The sequence below is a fragment of the Demequina mangrovi genome, from assembly GCF_000759715.1.
GTDB lineage: Bacteria > Actinomycetota > Actinomycetes > Actinomycetales > Demequinaceae > Demequina > Demequina mangrovi.
The window spans coordinates 62,781-78,582 of record NZ_BBLU01000005.1 but is presented as its reverse complement, the minus strand read 5'-3'; the positions used below and the strand labels follow the sequence as shown (position 1 = coordinate 78,582).

Genomic DNA, 15,802 nt, shown 5'->3' with positions numbered 1-15,802 from the left:
CTCGCGGCCCGGCCCCGTCGCAGCTGCGTCAGCCCAGCGTGAACCGGCGGCGCGCGCCGGTCACCAGCGCGGCTCCCGCCAGCACCAGGGCGAGCGTGCCCGCGAGCCTGCCCTCGACGCCGTCGGCGCCCGTGGCGGCGAGCAGGTCGTCGTCGCTGTCCGCGACGGCGGGACCGACCGGATCGACGATCACGCCGTTGGCCTCGCCGTCGGCGTCGAACGCGCCGCCGTCGGTGAGCACGAAGGTCATGGTGGTGACCCCGCCGGCGACGCCGAACTCGACCTCGGGCCCATCGACGTACGTGCCGCCGATGAGCTTGCGCAGCACCCACGACTCGGTGTCGTAGAGGTCGTCGAGCGCGATGGTCACCTCGACGCTGGCACCCTCGGCGAGCTCCGCGATGCGGAAGCCGAACAGCCCCACGGGGAAGCTGTGGTCGGGGTCCTGGACGCTGAGCTCGGACTCCTCGTACCGCGCGAACGCCGTGATCGAGCCGTCCGAGACGGTGAGCGTGGCGCCGCCCGCGGTCGCCTCGTCTCCCGACGTGCCCTCCGCGTCGTCGATCGTCCCGCCTTCGGCCTCCTCCGCGGCGAGCGTGAGCCCGACGAGCACCGGGTCGTGATCCGAGGAGCGGTAGGCCGTCCCCTCCTCCCACGCGGCGAGGTCGCCGTAGTACTGGAGGTCGGAGACCTCGTCGGCGTTGATGTGCAGGTGCTCCGCACCCGTGACGTGGTCGACCAGCGCCGCGGACGCGAAGGCGTAGTCGAGCTGGCCCCACGCCGCGTAGTAGACGTACGAGTAGTCGTCACCCGACACCAGGCTGGTGTAGCCGCCCGCGAGGATCGCGTCGATCGGGTCCTCCTTCTCGTACGCGTTGTAGTCGCCGATCATCAGCGTGCGGTCCTCGCCGGTGCCGGTGGGGTCCGCGTTCGCCCACTCGACCAGCGCCTCGGCCGCCGAGGTGCGGGACGTGTTGTAGCAGCCGGCGCCGTCCTCGAGGTCGAGGTCGCCGCCGGTCGCGGACGAGTAGCAGTTCTTCGACTTGAGGTGGTTGACGATCGCGGTGAACGACTCGCCCGAGGCGAGCTCGGTGAACGTCTGCGCGAGCGCCGGCCGCGAGAGCGTGTCGTCGAAGTTCGGATCGACGCTCGAGTCGAGGATCGCGAAGTCGCCGGTGGGCGCGACGGTGGTCTGGTCGTAGATCAGGCCGACCTTGATGACGTCGGTGCCGATGAGCCCGGTGTCGAGCACCGCGTAGCGCTCGCTCCCCAGCTCCTCGTTCACCGCGGCGACCAGCCCGTCGAGCGCCTCGACGTCGACGGTGTTCTCGACCTCCATGAGGCCCACGACGTCCGCGTCGAGCATCGTCACCGTCTCGACGTGCTTGCCGAGCTGGAGCGCGTACTCGTCCTCGGTGGACGCGCCGCGGCAGTCGGAGTCGGCCGTCGGTCCGCAGTACGGCTCGCCGTAGCCGAGGGTCTCGAAGAAGTTGAGCATGTTGAAGCTCGCGACGGTGAGGTCCCCGCCCACCGCAGGCGCCGAGGTCGGGCGCGCGTTGGCGTCGACGAAGGCGGCGGTGTTGTCCTCGCCCGCGGCTGCGAGAGAGCCGTTCGAGTACAGGCGCCAGTCGTTGTAGCCGTAGCCGACCACGCCGGTGAGCCCCTCGACGGTCGAGCCCGCGCGCAGCGGGTTGTCGGCCGTGGTCGGCTCGCCGCCGATGCCGTAGGGGATCTCCTCGATGTCGTCGTAGGTCTTCGCCGAGGCATCGTCGAGCACGAGCATGTTGAGCGCGTTCGCGTCGGCGACAGCGTTCGCGTCCTCACCCGGCTCCGCGACCGAGGTCGGGTTCATCAGGCGACCGTTCGCGGACAGCGTCGCCTCGCCGAAGTTGAAGAGGTCGTAGACGTCCGAGACGGTCAGCTCCTGCGCGAAGGTCACGAGCATGCCCTCGACGCGCTCGAGCTGGTCCTCGGTCGCCTGCGGAAGCGCGGCCGCCGCGGGCTCGACGGTCGCCGTGCCCTCGATCTCGACGGAGCTCACGGACTTGATCTGGGTGAGGCCGTAGTACTCGTTCACCAGGCCGGTGACGGTGACCACGTCGCCGACGGAGACGGCGTTGCGGTAGTCGTAGACGAACACGCCCTCGGAGGTCGCGTCGTCGCCGTCCTCGTCCCCGGCGAGCGACTGCACGAAGTACCCGGAGAGCTGGTAGTCGCCGCTCACGCCCTGGTAGTCGCCGACCACGACGCCCGTGATGGTGACGGTGCTGCCGGCGAGCGGTGAGGCGCTGCCCGAGCCCTGCACCGCGGAGATCGGCGTGACCACGACCTCCTCGACCGGCTCCTCGCCGGCCTCGGCGGGGACGTAGGCGCCCGCGGCGCACGTGGTGGTGTGCGAGCCGAGGTACGCGGACGTGTTCTGCGGATGCACGTCCCAGTCGTCGTCGGTGGGTGCGTACGCGTCGGTCGCGTCGGTGTCGCCCTCGCAGACCGCGGCGTCGCGCACGAGCGTGTGCTCGCCCGTGGCGCCGGCGGTGCCGACCGCCCAGCTGCTGCCGGGGTCGGTGCCGACCTGCCCGATGGAGTCCACCACGGTGGCGCCGTACTTCAGCACGAGCGCGTCGTCACCGTTGTAGTAGGTCGTGGTGCTCGAGATGCCGCCGGCGATCTTGAACTCCGTCCACGCCGAGGAGTTGTACACCACGAGGGTGGCGCCCGCCGCGATCGTCTCGTCGCTGAAGGTCAGCGTGTTGTTGGGCGACGTGGCGCCGTTCGCGTACAGCTCGACGGAGTAGCCCGCGAGGGGGATCTCGTCGGTGGTGCCGTTGTACAGCTCGTACGCCTTGTTGCTGTTGGACCCCTCGACGTACTCGGAGATCAGCAGGTCGGTGATCGCCACGTCGGCGACGGCCGGGACGGCGGCGAGGACGGAGACGCTCAGGGCGCCCAGGAGGGAGGCTGCGCCTGCGCGATACAGGCCTTTAGGTGGGGTGATAGTCACCCGAGTCAGGCTATTGAGGGTTCTGACACCCGGTGCGTCCGCGCGGTTAAGCCTCGGTTGCGGCGCGATGAACAATGCGGCGAGCACCCCGCGGCGAGAGGTCACGAACCGGGACCTTTCCGCGCTAGCGTGACGAGCAGGACACGACAGCGAAGGAGCCCCTCATGGCCACCTGGTTCATCACCGGCTGCTCGACCGGCATCGGCCGCGCGACCGCCGAGAAGGCCGCGGAGGCCGGCCACCACGTCGTCGCGACGGCGCGTCGCCCCGAGACCCTCGACGACCTCGTCGCCCGCTTCGCCGACACCGTCCTCGCGCTCCCCCTCGAGGTGAGGGACGATGCGGCGATCGCGGCGGCCGTCGAGGCGGCGATCGCCCGTTTCGGCAGCGTCGACGTGCTGGTCAACAACGCGGGCATCGGCTTCTTCTCGACAATCGAGGAGTCCGGCGCGGAGGACGCTCAGGAGGTCATGGACGCCAACTTCTGGGGCGCCGCGAAGGTCACGACGGCGCTGCTGCCCCACCTGCGCGCGCAGCGCTCGGGCCACATCTTCACCATCTCGTCGATCGCGGGCGTACGCGGCTCGGCCGGGCTCGGCTACTACTGCGCATCCAAGTTCGCGGTGTCGGGCTTCATGGAGGCGCTCGCGGCCGAGGTCGGGCACCTCGGGATCCGGGTCACGCTGCTCGAGCCGGGCCCGATCCGGACCCTGTGGATCCCCTCGGGCGCGAAGAACGAGGAGACGCTCCCCGACTACGAGGACGTGATGCGCCCGTTCTGGGAGCGCATCCACGCGCTGCCGGGCAACCAGCCCGGCTCCCCCGCCGCGGCCGCCGAGGCGATGCTGCGCCTCGCGGACGAGCCCGAGCCTCCGATGCACCTCATCTGCGGTCAGCACGCGGTCACGCAGACACGCGCGAAGCTCGCACGGCTCGGCGCCGAGGTCGATCGATGGGAGGATCTCTCCCTCAGCATCGACAGGGAGGACTGATCATGGCGGGGATCCCGGGCGGCAACGCCCTGCACGCGCTGGTGCTCGCCGTGCTCGAGCACGGCATGCGTTCGCTGCCCAAGCCGGAGGGGCTCCCGGTCTCGCTGGCTCAGGAGACCGGCACCGGCGAGCGCACGATGACCACCTTCACGGGCGTCGGACTCGAGGCAGCGGTCAAGGCCGCGCGCACCAAGGCCGGCACCAGCACCGCCGAGCGGGTCGCGATCGTGTGGGACGGGAGCCTGCGCGGCCCCGAGGGCGACGAGACCGCGATCATGGTCCTCGCGCAGGAGCGCGGGCAGCCGACCACGCTGGTCTTCGCGCAGCGCTACTCCGCGAAGGGCAGCCAGATCGAGACGATCGGCGGCCCGGGCTTCGTCGGGGACCGCAAGCCGCTGCTCGGCTGACCCGGACGGGCCGCCCACCCCGCCATCGTGGGCCCAGGCCCCCGGACGCACGTCGCGCCCGGGGGCCTTCGCGTACCCCGCCGCGCCCGGATGTCGACCCCTTGCGCGACGACCCCGCGGGCGATACATTTCAATCGTGGTTGATTCAACACCTCTTGAACTGACGTCGCGCGACGACGCCGCGCCGCTCGCGACCGAGAACGCCGCGCTGCTCGCGGCGATCGCGGATCCGCTGCGGTACAGCGTGCTGCGCTTCCTCGACCGCGAGGGCGAGCAGTGCGTCTGCGACATCCAGGCGGTGATCCCCATCGCGGGGAACCTGCTCAGCTACCACCTCAAGACGCTGCGCGACGCGGGTCTGGTGACGTCGGAGCGGCGCGGGCGGTGGGTCCACTACCGCGTCGCCGAGGACGCCGCCGCCCGGCTGACCGCGGCCCTGCCGCTCGACCTCGGGAGCCCCTCATGACCTCTCCGTCCGACCTGGCCTGCTGCACGCCCGCATCGGCCCCGACCCCTGTGTCCCTGCCGGTGCTGGGCTCCGACCAGTCGGCCGCGTGCTGCGCGCCCGCGACCGCCGCGGACTCCTGCTGCACGTCCGCGCCCGCCTCCGCCGCGTCCTGCTGCGGCGAGGAGGGCGACCAGGACGACCCCTCCGATCCACGCAGGCTCCGGGCCGGCCTGGCGGCGGCCGGCCTCGGGGCGATCCTCCTGCTCACCGTCGCCGACGAGGCCTGGGCGCGCCTGCTCACGGCGTTCGGGCTCGACCTCGACACCGCCGCCGGCGGCGCGGTCCACTTCGCGCTGTACGAGTCCGGCAAGATCCTGTCGCTCATCGCGCTCATCGTCTTCGCGGTCGGCTTCCTGGGCACGTGGCTCACGCCGGCCCGCGTCCAGAGGCTGCTGAGCGGACGCCGCCGCGGCGTCGGGCATGTGCTCGCCGCCGGCCTCGGGGCGGTGACCCCGTTCTGCTCGTGCTCGTCGGTGCCGCTGTACGTGGGGATGACCCGCGCCGGCGTGCCGATCGGCGTCGGGATGTCCTTCCTCGTCGCGAGCCCCCTGGTCAACGAGGTCGCGCTCGTGATGCTGGCGGCGATGGTGGGGCCCGCGATCGCCGTCACGTACCTCGTGGTCGGGATCGCGATCGCGCTCGGCACGGGCGCGCTCGTCGGCGCGACCGCACCTCGCGACGACGCGCCTGCGAGGACGATGCTCACGATGGCGACCACCGTGCGCCGCCCGTCGCTCGACGACCGCCTGCGCGCGGGCCTCGCCGAGACCCGCACCACGCTGCGCAAGCTGTGGCCCTACGTGCTGATCGCGATCGCGCTCGGCGCGGTGGTCCACGGCTGGGTCCCCACCGAGCTCATCGCCGAGATCGGCGGACAGTGGTGGGGCGTGCCCGCCGCCGTCGTCATCGGCATCCCGCTGTACTCCGCGACCGCGACGGCCGTGCCCTTGGTCGCGCCGCTCTACGCCGCGGGCGTGCCGATCGGGACCCTGATCGCGATGATCATGGCGGTCGTCGGGCTGTCCGCCCCCGAGCTGCTCATGCTGCGCAAGGTGATGGACCGGCGCACGCTGGTCACGTTCGTCGCCGCGGTCGCCCTCGGCATCGTCGGCGCCGGCTACCTGCTCAACGCCGTGACCTGAGGCCGCGCCGCGTCAGCCCGCGCGGTGCTTCTCGATGTGCGCGATGGCCTGCGGCAGCACGTCACCGAGGTCGCCCACCACGCCGAAGTCCGCGATCTCGAAGATCGGGGCGTCCGGGTCGATGTTGACGGCGACGATGGTGCCGGAGGCCTGCATGCCGCCGCGGTGGTGGACCGCGCCCGAGATGCCGCACGCAACGTAGAGCGCGGGCGTCACGGTGGTGCCGGTCTGGCCCACCATGTGCTCGTGCGAGATCCAGCCCTCGTCGGTCGCGTCGCGCGACGCCCCCACGGCACCGCCGAGCAGGTCGGCGAGCTCGCGCACCAGCGTGTAGTCGCCGTTGGTGCCGCGACCGCCGGAGACGACCACGGGCGCCTCCGCGAGCGGCACGCCCTCGGGCGCGGGCACGGGCTCGACCGAGGCGATGACCTCGGGGACCTCAGGCAGCTCCGCGTCGACCACGACGGTGGTCGCGGCGCCGGTCTCCTCGGCGGGGGACGCGAGCGTCGTGTTGGGCCGGATCGCGACGATCGCCTTCTCCGCCGCGATGCGCGTGCGCACGTTCCAGGTCGCCGCGAACACCGTCTGGAGGGTCTCGACGTGACCGTCGACCAGCTCCACCCCGGCGGCGTCGACCACCACGCCGGCCCCGGTGAGCAGCGCGAGCCGCGTCGCGATCTCCTTGTTCACGAACGTCGAGATCATCAGCACGATGTCGGCGTCGGCCGTGGCCGCCGCGAGCGCCGCCGCGGCGCGCGCGGGCTGGCGCGCATCCTCCGCCGCGGGCACCACGCGCACCTCGGTGGCGCCGTGGATCCCCAGCCGGGCGTTCTGGGCGGGGTCGGGTGCGGCGCCGAGCCAGACGGCGACGGGGGTGCCGAGCGTGCGCGCGAGCGTGATGGCCTCGTGCGTGGGCTGGGTGGCCTCTCCCCCGCGGGACTCGACCAGGACGGCGACGGTGGTCATGCGAGGCCCCTCTCGATGAGGAAGTCGGCGAGGGCGACGCCGCCCTCCCCCGTGTCGGTGACGGTCACGCGGTTCTCGCGCGGCGGCCGCGGCGAGGCGTCGACCACGACGGTGCGGGCCGCGCCCGCGCCCACGGACGACGGGTCGACCCCGAGGTCCTCGAGCGTCCACGTCGCGACGGGCTTCGAGCGCGCCGCCATGATGAGCTTGAAGTTGGGGTAGCGCGGCGTGTTCGCCTCGTCCGTGACCGAGACGACGGCGGGCAGCGGAGCCGAGACGGTCTCGTGCGCGTCGGGCAGGTGGCGCACGATGCTCGCCGCGCCGCCCTCCACGGTGAGGCCCGAGGCGAGCGTGAGCTGCGACCAGCCGAGCTCCGCCGCGAGCGCGGTCGGGAGCATCGACGTGAGCCCGTCGAGGGCCGCCATGCCCGTGATGACGAGGTCGAGCGGGTCCTCCTCGTGGACCTTGCGGACCGCCGCGGCGATCACCTTCGCGGTGCCGAACACGTCCGAGCCCGCGACGCCCGCGTCGGAGACGTGGATCGCGTGGTCGACGCCCAGCTGGAGCGCCTTGCGCACCGCCGCCACCGCATCGTCCCCGCCGACGGTGAGGGCGTAGACCTCGCCCTCGCCCGCGGCCTCCTTGAGCTGGAGAGCCGCCTCGACGGCGTTCTCGTCCAGCTCGTTCATCGTGCCATCGTCCCCGGTACGCGTCACCGCGCCGTCCGTGAAGGACCGCTGCGACTGCAGGTCGGGGACGAACTTCACCGTCACCAGGATGCGCATACGGGACAGCGTAGCGGCGGACGATGCGGGCGCCACCTCCATCCCGCGACAGGCCCCTCGCGCGGGGCTACGTTCGAGGGAGGTCCCCGGTCGAATCCAAGGAGAGGCCATGAGCTCCGCACCCACACCTCAGGGCCGCGAGCCCGAGGGTCTCGACATCAACCCGATCTTCGCGCGCGAGGGCGAGACGGCCGAGATCCCGCGCTTCACGCTGCCCGACCGCGGCCTCATCCCCTGGACCGCGTATCAGCTGGTCCACGACGAGGCGATGCTCGACGGCAACGCCCGGCTCAACCTCGCGACCTTCGTCACCACGTGGATGGACGAGAAGGCGCGCGAGCTCTACGCCGAGACCGTCGACAAGAACATGATCGACAAGGACGAGTACCCCAAGACCGCGGAGATCGAGACGCGGTGCTGGCGGATCCTCGCCGACCTCTGGCACGCGCCCGATCCGCAGAAGGCGATCGGCACGTCCACCGTGGGCTCGTCCGAGGCGGCGATGCTCGCCGGCCTCGCGATGATGCGGCATTGGCGGAACCGGCGCCGCGCGGCGGGGCACGACATCGACCGCCCGAACCTGGTGATGAGCTCCGCGGTCCAGGTGTGCTGGGAGAAGTTCTGCAACTACTGGGACATCGAGATGCGGCTGGTGCCTGTCTCGGCCGACCATCCGTCGCTCGACGGCGAGACCGTGATCCCCTACGTCGACGAGCGCACCATCGGCGTGATCGCGATCATGGGCGTCACCTACACCGGGATCTACGAGCCGGTCGCGGAGATCTGCGCCGCGCTCGACTCGCTCCAGGCGGAGAGCGGGCTGGACGTGCCGGTCCACGTCGACGGCGCGTCGGGCGCCTTCGTCGCGCCGTTCGTCCATCGCAGCCTCCCGTGGGACTTCCGGCTGCCGCGCGTCGTGTCGATCAACGCCTCAGGGCACAAGTATGGCCTCGTGTACCCCGGGCTGGGCTGGGTGGTGTGGCGCGACGAGTCGCGCCTGCCCGAGGACATGATCTTCCGCGTGAGCTACCTGGGCGGTGACATGCCCACGCTCGCGCTCAACTTCTCGCGACCCGGCGCGCAGGTGCTGCTGCAGTACTACCTGTTCCTGCGGCTGGGCCACGCGGGCTACACCGCGGTGCAGTCGGCGACGCGCGACGTGGCGATGCACCTGGCCAAGCACATCGGCGAGATGGCGCCGTTCGAGCTCGTGAGCGACGGCGGCGACATCCCGGTCTTCGCGTGGCGCCTCAAGGAGGGCTACACCGAGAACTGGACGCTGTACCACCTCTCGGACCGGCTCCGCGGGAAGGGCTGGCTCATCCCCGCCTACCCGCTGCCCGAGGACCTTCAGGACATCGTCGTGCAGCGCATCGTGGTCCGCAACGGCTTCGGCTACTCGCTCGCCTCGGACCTGCTCGACGACATCGACGAGTGCGTGGCGTGGCTCGACAACCTCGACGGCCCGATCCCGACCGAGCACGAGGGGCCGGGCTTCACCCACTGATCCCGGCGCGCTCCTCGGGCGCCGTCACCGACGGCCGGGTGAGCACCGCCGCGACGAGGAAGCACAGCGCGCCCAGCCACGTGCCGAACAGCGTCCACCACAGGCTCAGCAGCTCGTCGGTCGCGGGCACCACGTACGCCCCGGCTGCGGACGCGCCGAACGCGACCGAGCCGGCCGCGTTGAGCCACACCGCGCCGGGGGTGCGCGCGAGCACGTCCCAGAGTTCGTGGCGCCGGCTCAGCGCCGCGAGCGCGAGCGCGCTCGAGACGAGGAACGCCAGGGACCCCCAGGCATCGGCCGTCCACCCCACGCCCACCTCGTCGGGCCGTGCGACCGCGGCCCGCCACGCGCGGAACGTCGAGACGTTGAACAGCACGGTACCGCCGAGCTGGATCGCGGCGGCCCACCAGTCGTAGGCGTCGGCGCGGGACGATGCGGCACGCGGCGGGCGCCGACCCGACAAGAGGAGCTGGAGGAGGGCCGCGCCGGTGAAGAGGACCGAGCCGACGGCGAAGGTGGCGTTCGCGACGACCGCCCCCACCGCATCGGCGTAGAGCGGGGTCGCTCCGACCAGGAAGCACAGGGACCCGAGCGCGAAGCCGTACGCCTCACGCCTCATCTGGAGGAACCGCGCGGTCCGCATCCTCCCAGCATAGGAAGGCGGACGATGCCGTGTCCGAGGGACGCATCGCGCCTGGACGCGCGGAATGTCCTGCGAACGTTCACAGTTGTCGACTAACAATATGGACATGAGCCAGCCGTCGGTCGAGCCCTCCCCCAACCCCCATCGCCTCGGGGTCCATCTGGTGGAGGGCGGCGCGACGGTCGCGGTGGTCGCGCCGCATGCGACCGCCGTGCACCTGTGCCTGTTCTCGGACGACGACCGCACCGAGACGCGCATCGCGCTGCGCGGCCCGCGCAACGGCATCTGGCACGGCTTCATCCGCGGGATCGAGGCGGGCCAGCGCTACGGCTTCCGCGCCTCGGGACCGTGGGCCCCCAAGCAGGGTCACCGCTACAACCCGGCCAAGCTGCTGCTCGACCCGTACGGCCGCGGCATCGAGGGCCGCATCGCGCCCATGACCGACCCGGGCTCCCGCGCGCTGCTGAGCTCCCGCGATGCGACGGACTCCGCGCCGCTCATGCCGCGCTCGGTGGTGACCCACAAGCCGTCGGGCCCGTGGCAGACGCCGCACCCGCACGTGCGGTGGACGGACACCGTCATCTACGAGACCCACGTCAAGGGCTTCACCAAGACCATGCCCGGCGTCCCCGAGGAGCTGCGCGGCACGTACGCGGGCCTCGCGCACCCGGCGGCGATCGAGTACCTCACGAACCTGGGCGTGACCGCGGTCGAGCTGCTGCCGGTCCACGCCTTCGCGCCCGAGCCGCACCTCGAGCACAGCGGGCTCGACTCGTACTGGGGCTACTCGTCGCTCGGCTTCTTCGCGCCGCACGCGGGCTACGCGACCGAGGCCGCGCAGGCCGCGGGCGCGCAGGCCGTCCAGGACGAGTTCTGCGGCATGGTGGACCTCCTCCACCAGGGCGGTCTCGAGGTCATCCTCGACGTGGTCTACAACCACACCTGCGAGGGGTCGAGCTCGGACCGCGTGCTGTCGTGGAAGGGCCTCGACAACCGCGTCTACTACCGCAGCCAGATGCATGCGCCGCAGCACTACGACGACACCACGGGCACCGGCAACACGCTCGACTTCTCGCACCCGATGGTCTCCAAGATGGCGCTCGACTCGCTCCGCTACTGGGCCACCGAGATGCACATCGACGGCTTCCGCTTCGACCTCGCCGCGACCCTCGGCCGCACGATGCAGGGCTTCTCGAGCGACCACCCGTTCCTGGTGGGCCTCATCACCGACCCGGTGCTGAGCGGCCTCAAGCTCATCGCCGAGCCGTGGGACGTGGGCCTCGGCGGCTGGCAGGTGGGCAACTTCCCGCAGCCCATGGCCGAGTGGAACGACCGCTTCCGCGACTACGCGCGCGCGTTCTGGCTCCAGTGGGGCGCCGCATCGTCCGGGCAGCGCCACCACCCGACCGCGCCCGAGCTCGCGACCCGCATCGCCGGGTCGTCGGACCTCTTCGGGCACTCGGAGCCGTACGGCATGCGCGGCCCCATCGCCTCGGTCAACTTCATCACCGCGCACGACGGCTTCACCGCGCACGACCTCACGTCCTACAACCACAAGCACAACGAGGCCAACGGCGAGGACAACCGCGACGGCACCGACAACAACCGGTCGTTCAACCACGGCGCCGAGGGTCCGACCGACGACCCGGACATCCTCCACGCCCGCCGCCGGTCGATGCGGAACATGCTGGGCACGCTGCTGATCTCCGCGGGCACGCCGATGCTGCTCGGCGGCGACGAGTTCGGACGCTCCCAGGGCGGCAACAACAACGCGTACTGCCAGGACAACGAGATCTCGTGGTTCGACTGGGACCACGAGCCGTGGCAGGTCGAGATGCGCGAGTCGGTCGCCGAGCTGCTGCGCCTCAGGCGCGAGCACCGCGTGCTGCGCCCCGGGCGCTTCTACGACGGCGTCGACTACAACCCCGTCGACGCGCTCTTCCGCGCCGACTCCGCGTGGTTCCGCCGGGACGGCGAGCACGAGGACGAGGAGTGGTGGGAGGACCCCGAGACCCGGGTGGTGCAGTTCATGCGGTCCCTGTCCGACGAGGCCGAGGCCGATGCGCTGGTGGTCATCAACGGCAACGGGCACGCGGTCGACGTCCGCGTGCCCGAGGACCAGGGCGCGCCGTGGAGGCTCGCCTGGGACAGCGCCTGGGACTCGCTGGCGTCACGCACCGACTCGCTCGTCGAGCCGGGCGCGACCCAGTCGATGGAGGCGCTGTCGCTGCGCCTCTACCTCACCGTCCCCGGCGGCTGACCTTCCCTGCGTTCCTCGCCTTCCCGAGCGACTCCGCGGTCGCGCACTCCTCGCCGTTGAGCGTGAAGGACTCGACCGCCGCCGCGCCGGACTCCGTGGTGCCCGCGAGGCGCACGGTCACCGCGCGACCGGGTCGCAGCTCGTCCGTGCGGCTCGAGTCGACCAGGACCACGCTCGACCCGGCCTGGAGGTAGTCCCCCGGCTCGGCGGAGGTGAGCCGCTCATCGCCCGCGAAGTCCCACGCGAGCCACCAGCCGCGGATGGTCGCGTCGGTGTCGTTGCGGAGCTGCACGGTGGCCCGGAAGCCGTCCGCGGTGTCCGTCGCGCGGTAGGCCACGGTGCACGCCGCCGGCAGCTCGCCGAGCGCGGCGAGGGCCTCCTCGAGGAGCGCCGTCGCCTCGTCCGCCTGCTCCTGCGTGGGCCGGTCCGCCGCGAGCACGATGCGCGCCTTCTCGAGCGCATCGTCCACCGCCGCGAGCGCGTCGCCGTCGTAGGCGTCGCGGTCGAGCCCCTCGGCCTCGTCCACCGCGGCCTCGAGCGCCGCCGTGTCCACGGCCGTCGCGACCGGCGTGATCGCGAAGTCGTCGATCCACACGTAGTCGCCCGCGCCGCCGGAGCCCTGGGCCCCGACGGTCACCGCGGCGCCGTCGGCCACCTCGAGCATGAGCTCGGGGTAGTCCCACGCGCCCCAGCCGGTGAGGGAGAACGGCGCCGCCTGCTCGACGCCGTCGACCGTGGCCGTCAGCTCCACCGCGAGATCCGCCTCGGCGACGTCCTCGCCGTGCGCGCCCGCGGTGAGCGTGTAGGTGCCGGCGGGCAGGGCCACGTCCTGGGCGATCGAGAACGCCCACGGCTCGTCGTCCCAGACGTTGGCGCCCTGCTCGCCGATCACGCTCCAGTCGTCCGCGAACACCCAGAAGGTCTCGGGCCACGGGTCGGCGCTGAACACCCACGGGGTGACGTCGGGCTCACCCGCATCGTCCACCGATTCGAAGCCAGGGTTGGCGAGCAGCGGCCCGTCCGTCACGGTGACCGTGGCCGTCGCGGTCCAGCCGCCCGCGGTGACGCCGGTGACGATGTACTCCCCCGGCGACGTGATCCACGCGACCGAGTCGGACCACGTGACCGGCTCGGACGATGCGGTGCCGTCGTACGCGGTGACCGTGACCTCGGCGGGCAGCGGGATCTCCTCGCCCAGCACCGCCTCGACGACCACCGGGGTGACGGTCGGGTCGGGAGGCGTCGCGCCGTCCTCGAGCGTGAGGCCGTCGAGCGCGGCCTGCAGCGCGAGCGTCACGGAGTCGACGTCCTCCTGCGCGGGACGGGACGAGGCGAGCACGTTCGACGCCGCCTCGAGGGCCGCATCGAGCATCGCGAGCGACTCGTCCGTGTAGACGTCGCGGTCGATCGCCTCGGCACGGTGCGCGAGCGTCGCGAGCGCGGACGTGTCCACATCGGAGGCGACGGCGCGCACCAGCGTGACGTCGTCGATCCAGCCCCACGCCCCGGCCTCGCCGGAGCCCCAGATCCCGATGTTGAGGACGCCGGAGTCGCCGACGGTGACGTCGAAGCCCGGCTCGTCCCAGGCCGCCCAGCCGGTGAGCGCGAAGTCCGCGCTCCCGCCTGCCGAGTCGTCCGCCCAGGCGTAGAGGTTGAGGCTCAACGCCGCGACCCCGTGTGCGGCGGCGGACAGGTGGTACTCGCCCGGCGCGAGGCCGCTGACGGTCTGCTTCATCTCGAACTCGTAGGCCGCCGCGTCGTAGACGTTGACCGCCCACTCGCCCCGCAGGTTCTGCGAGTCGATCTCCTGCTTGACCCAGAACTGCGAGGGCCAGGGGTCGGCCTCGAAGGACCACGGCGAGACGTCGTCGCCGTTCTCGAAGTCGCCGTTCACCACGAGGTTCTCCGCCTCGACCGTCACGGTCGCGACCGTCGCGTAGCCGCCCTCCGTGGTGCCGGACACCGTGTAGACGCCGGGGCCCGAGATGAAGGCCTCGGAGCCGGACCAGGTGACCGCCTCGTCCACGGTGCTGCCGTCGTTGAAGCTGACCTCGACGGTCGCGGGCATCACCACGGTCTCACCGTCCTGGAAGGTCAGCTCGGGGTTCCCGACCGCCTCCATCGCGAGCTCGGTGACGGCGCCCGTGTCGACGTACTTGAACACGTTGAGCGAGGCCAGCGGGTTGCCGTCGAAGTCGAACATCGCCTGGTTGTCCCACGCGGATCCGCCGTACCAGACCCCCGCATCGTGCGGGTCGTACTCCCCCGCGAAGCTCGACGCCCAGCCCGAGCCGTGGGTCTCCCACAGAACCTTGTTGCGCGTCAGCTGCGCGGGCGTGCCGACCGGCAGCCACGCGTTCTCCCAGTAGAAGACGCCGATGCCGGCCTCGCCCACGTCCGCGACCGCCTGGATGACGTCCGCGACCTCGCGCGCCTGACCCTGGACGCTCACCGGGTAGGCGGTCGCCTCGGAGGGCAGGTCGATGACGTTGGGGTGGCCGTCGCCGTCCTCGAGCGTGTACGCCCACGAGGTCTCGGCGACGAGGACCTGCTTGCCGTAGTCCTCCGCGACGTCCGAGAGCACCGAGGTGAGGTTCTCGAGGCTGCCGTGCCAGAACGGGTAGTACGAGCTCGCGAACACGTCGTAGTCGACGCCGCGCTCATCGAGCGCCGCGGCGTAGCCCGCGTAGCGTCCGGCGGTCTCGGGGTTGGTGAAGTGGAGCGCGACCAGGGCGTCCGGGAAGACGTCGCGCACGGTCGCCGAGCCGGCGCTGAAGATCTGCGCCATCCCGTCCCAGCCGGTGACGCCCGCGACGCCGTTGTTGGTCTCGTTGCCCACCTGGACCATCGTCACGTCGACCTTGGCGGCCTTCATGGCCTCGAGGGTCTCCGCGGTGTACTCCTCGACCGCGGCAGCCTTCTCCTCGACGGTGTAGTCGGCCCAGGCCTTGGGCGCCTGCTGCTTGCCCGGGTCCGCCCAGAAGTCCGAGTAGTGGAAGTCGACCGTCACGTCGAGCCCCGCCTTGGTGGCGCGCTCGCCGATCTCGACGGCCCGCTCGGCGTCGACGGCGCCGCCGCCGTAGCCGTTGCCGTCCGCGTCGAACGGGTCGTTCCACACGCGGATGCGGACGTCGGTCACGCCGGCGTCCGCGAGCAGCCGGAAGAGGTCGCGCGGCTTGCCCTTCTCGTCGCGGAACACCACTCCCGACTCCTCGAGCGCGATGACGGACGAGACGTCGACGCCCTTCATGAAGCCGTCGGGCAGGTTCTCGACCTTGTCGACGAAGATCTCGGCGTCGACGGGGCCGTCGTCCTGATGGGGCTTGGCGCCGGCAGGTGCGGCCAGGACCAGCGCGAGCGCGGCGACGGCGGCGGCCGTCACGCCGGCACGAACGGTGTGCAGCATGGTTCATCCCTCGGATCGTCGTTGATCGGGCGGGAAGCCCGTGGTGGCTGGGACCGCTCTCAGACTGGCACAGGACGCCGCGGAGCGCGAGGCGAATCGCGAAGATCGTGACACTTCTGTGACCGGTCCCGGCCAGCGATTCCCAATGACACACGTGCACCGTGGGGCGGATGTTCCGAAGGCGA

At 71.8% G+C, this 15,802-nt stretch carries 11 protein-coding genes; 6 read left to right on the top strand and 5 right to left on the bottom strand.

Features of this window, described 5'->3' with window-relative positions:
• Nucleotides 1-28 precede the first annotated feature (28 nt).
• Nucleotides 29-3,001, bottom strand: a complete 2,973-nt coding sequence (locus tag TR42_RS06035; RefSeq protein WP_143058917.1) for an ExeM/NucH family extracellular endonuclease — start codon at nucleotides 2,999-3,001, stop codon at nucleotides 29-31.
• A 164-nt stretch (nucleotides 3,002-3,165) separates the two neighbouring features.
• Between TR42_RS06035 and TR42_RS06030 the strand changes: the two genes are divergently transcribed.
• The 4 genes from TR42_RS06030 to TR42_RS06015 all read left to right on the top strand — a co-directional run bounded on the left by TR42_RS06030 (nucleotide 3,166) and on the right by TR42_RS06015 (nucleotide 6,050).
• Nucleotides 3,166-3,993 (top strand): oxidoreductase, encoded by an 828-nt coding sequence (locus TR42_RS06030; protein ID WP_042214016.1) that lies wholly within the window; start codon nucleotides 3,166-3,168, stop codon nucleotides 3,991-3,993.
• 2 nt (nucleotides 3,994-3,995) lie between these two features.
• Complete coding sequence (locus tag TR42_RS06025) at nucleotides 3,996-4,400, top strand: hypothetical protein (protein ID WP_042214014.1); 405 nt, start codon at nucleotides 3,996-3,998, stop codon at nucleotides 4,398-4,400.
• Between the two features lie 136 nt (nucleotides 4,401-4,536).
• Entirely contained in the window at nucleotides 4,537-4,866 is a 330-nt protein-coding gene (locus TR42_RS06020; protein WP_042214013.1) for an ArsR/SmtB family transcription factor, read from the top strand.
• Nucleotides 4,863-6,050 carry a permease gene (locus TR42_RS06015; RefSeq protein ID WP_081953209.1) on the top strand — a complete coding sequence of 396 codons (1,188 nt, stop codon included), beginning with the start codon at nucleotides 4,863-4,865 and terminating at the stop codon, nucleotides 6,048-6,050. Before TR42_RS06020 ends, TR42_RS06015 begins: the two co-directional genes overlap by 4 nt.
• Before the next feature lie 12 nt (nucleotides 6,051-6,062).
• On the opposite strand, the gene TR42_RS06010 is transcribed toward TR42_RS06015, so the two are convergent.
• Complete coding sequence (locus TR42_RS06010; RefSeq protein WP_042214011.1) at nucleotides 6,063-7,016, bottom strand: electron transfer flavoprotein subunit alpha/FixB family protein; 954 nt, start codon at nucleotides 7,014-7,016, stop codon at nucleotides 6,063-6,065.
• Nucleotides 7,013-7,801, bottom strand: a complete 789-nt coding sequence (locus TR42_RS06005) for an electron transfer flavoprotein subunit beta/FixA family protein (protein WP_042214010.1) — start codon at nucleotides 7,799-7,801, stop codon at nucleotides 7,013-7,015. Before TR42_RS06005 ends, TR42_RS06010 begins: the two co-directional genes overlap by 4 nt.
• 109 nt (nucleotides 7,802-7,910) lie before the next feature.
• Here TR42_RS06005 and gad point away from each other — a divergent pair, with 109 nt between their 5' ends.
• Complete coding sequence (gene gad / locus TR42_RS06000; protein ID WP_042214007.1) at nucleotides 7,911-9,308, top strand: glutamate decarboxylase; 1,398 nt, start codon at nucleotides 7,911-7,913, stop codon at nucleotides 9,306-9,308.
• Here gad and TR42_RS05995 read toward each other — a convergent pair.
• Nucleotides 9,298-9,951 carry a YrhK family protein gene (locus TR42_RS05995; protein ID WP_042214005.1) on the bottom strand — a complete coding sequence of 218 codons (654 nt, stop codon included), beginning with the start codon at nucleotides 9,949-9,951 and terminating at the stop codon, nucleotides 9,298-9,300. The two genes, gad and TR42_RS05995, sit on opposite strands and share 11 nt — an antisense overlap.
• A gap of 106 nt (nucleotides 9,952-10,057) precedes the next feature.
• On the opposite strand from TR42_RS05995, the gene glgX reads away from it, so the two are divergent.
• Entirely contained in the window at nucleotides 10,058-12,211 is a 2,154-nt protein-coding gene (glgX, locus tag TR42_RS05990) for a glycogen debranching protein GlgX (protein ID WP_042214003.1), read from the top strand.
• On the opposite strand, the gene TR42_RS15400 is transcribed toward glgX, so the two are convergent.
• Nucleotides 12,192-15,617, bottom strand: a complete 3,426-nt coding sequence (locus TR42_RS15400; protein WP_074789238.1) for a glycosyl hydrolase 53 family protein — start codon at nucleotides 15,615-15,617, stop codon at nucleotides 12,192-12,194. The genes glgX and TR42_RS15400 overlap by 20 nt on opposite strands.
• Nucleotides 15,618-15,802: the final 185 nt, after the last annotated feature.

What these genes read in the sequence shown, in the direction of transcription:
- TR42_RS06010 (WP_042214011.1), bottom strand. Translation starts at nt 7,016, where the DNA reads ATGACCACCGTCGCCGTCCTGGTCGAGTCCCGCGGGGGAGAGGCCACC.
- gad (WP_042214007.1), top strand. Translation starts at nt 7,911, where the DNA reads ATGAGCTCCGCACCCACACCTCAGGGCCGCGAGCCCGAGGGTCTCGAC.
- TR42_RS06015 (WP_081953209.1), top strand. Translation starts at nt 4,863, where the DNA reads ATGACCTCTCCGTCCGACCTGGCCTGCTGCACGCCCGCATCGGCCCCG.
- TR42_RS06005 (WP_042214010.1), bottom strand. Translation starts at nt 7,801, where the DNA reads ATGCGCATCCTGGTGACGGTGAAGTTCGTCCCCGACCTGCAGTCGCAG.
- TR42_RS15400 (WP_074789238.1), bottom strand. Translation starts at nt 15,617, where the DNA reads ATGCTGCACACCGTTCGTGCCGGCGTGACGGCCGCCGCCGTCGCCGCG.
- TR42_RS06030 (WP_042214016.1), top strand. Translation starts at nt 3,166, where the DNA reads ATGGCCACCTGGTTCATCACCGGCTGCTCGACCGGCATCGGCCGCGCG.
- TR42_RS06025 (WP_042214014.1), top strand. Translation starts at nt 3,996, where the DNA reads ATGGCGGGGATCCCGGGCGGCAACGCCCTGCACGCGCTGGTGCTCGCC.
- glgX (WP_042214003.1), top strand. Translation starts at nt 10,058, where the DNA reads ATGAGCCAGCCGTCGGTCGAGCCCTCCCCCAACCCCCATCGCCTCGGG.
- TR42_RS05995 (WP_042214005.1), bottom strand. Translation starts at nt 9,951, where the DNA reads ATGCGGACCGCGCGGTTCCTCCAGATGAGGCGTGAGGCGTACGGCTTC.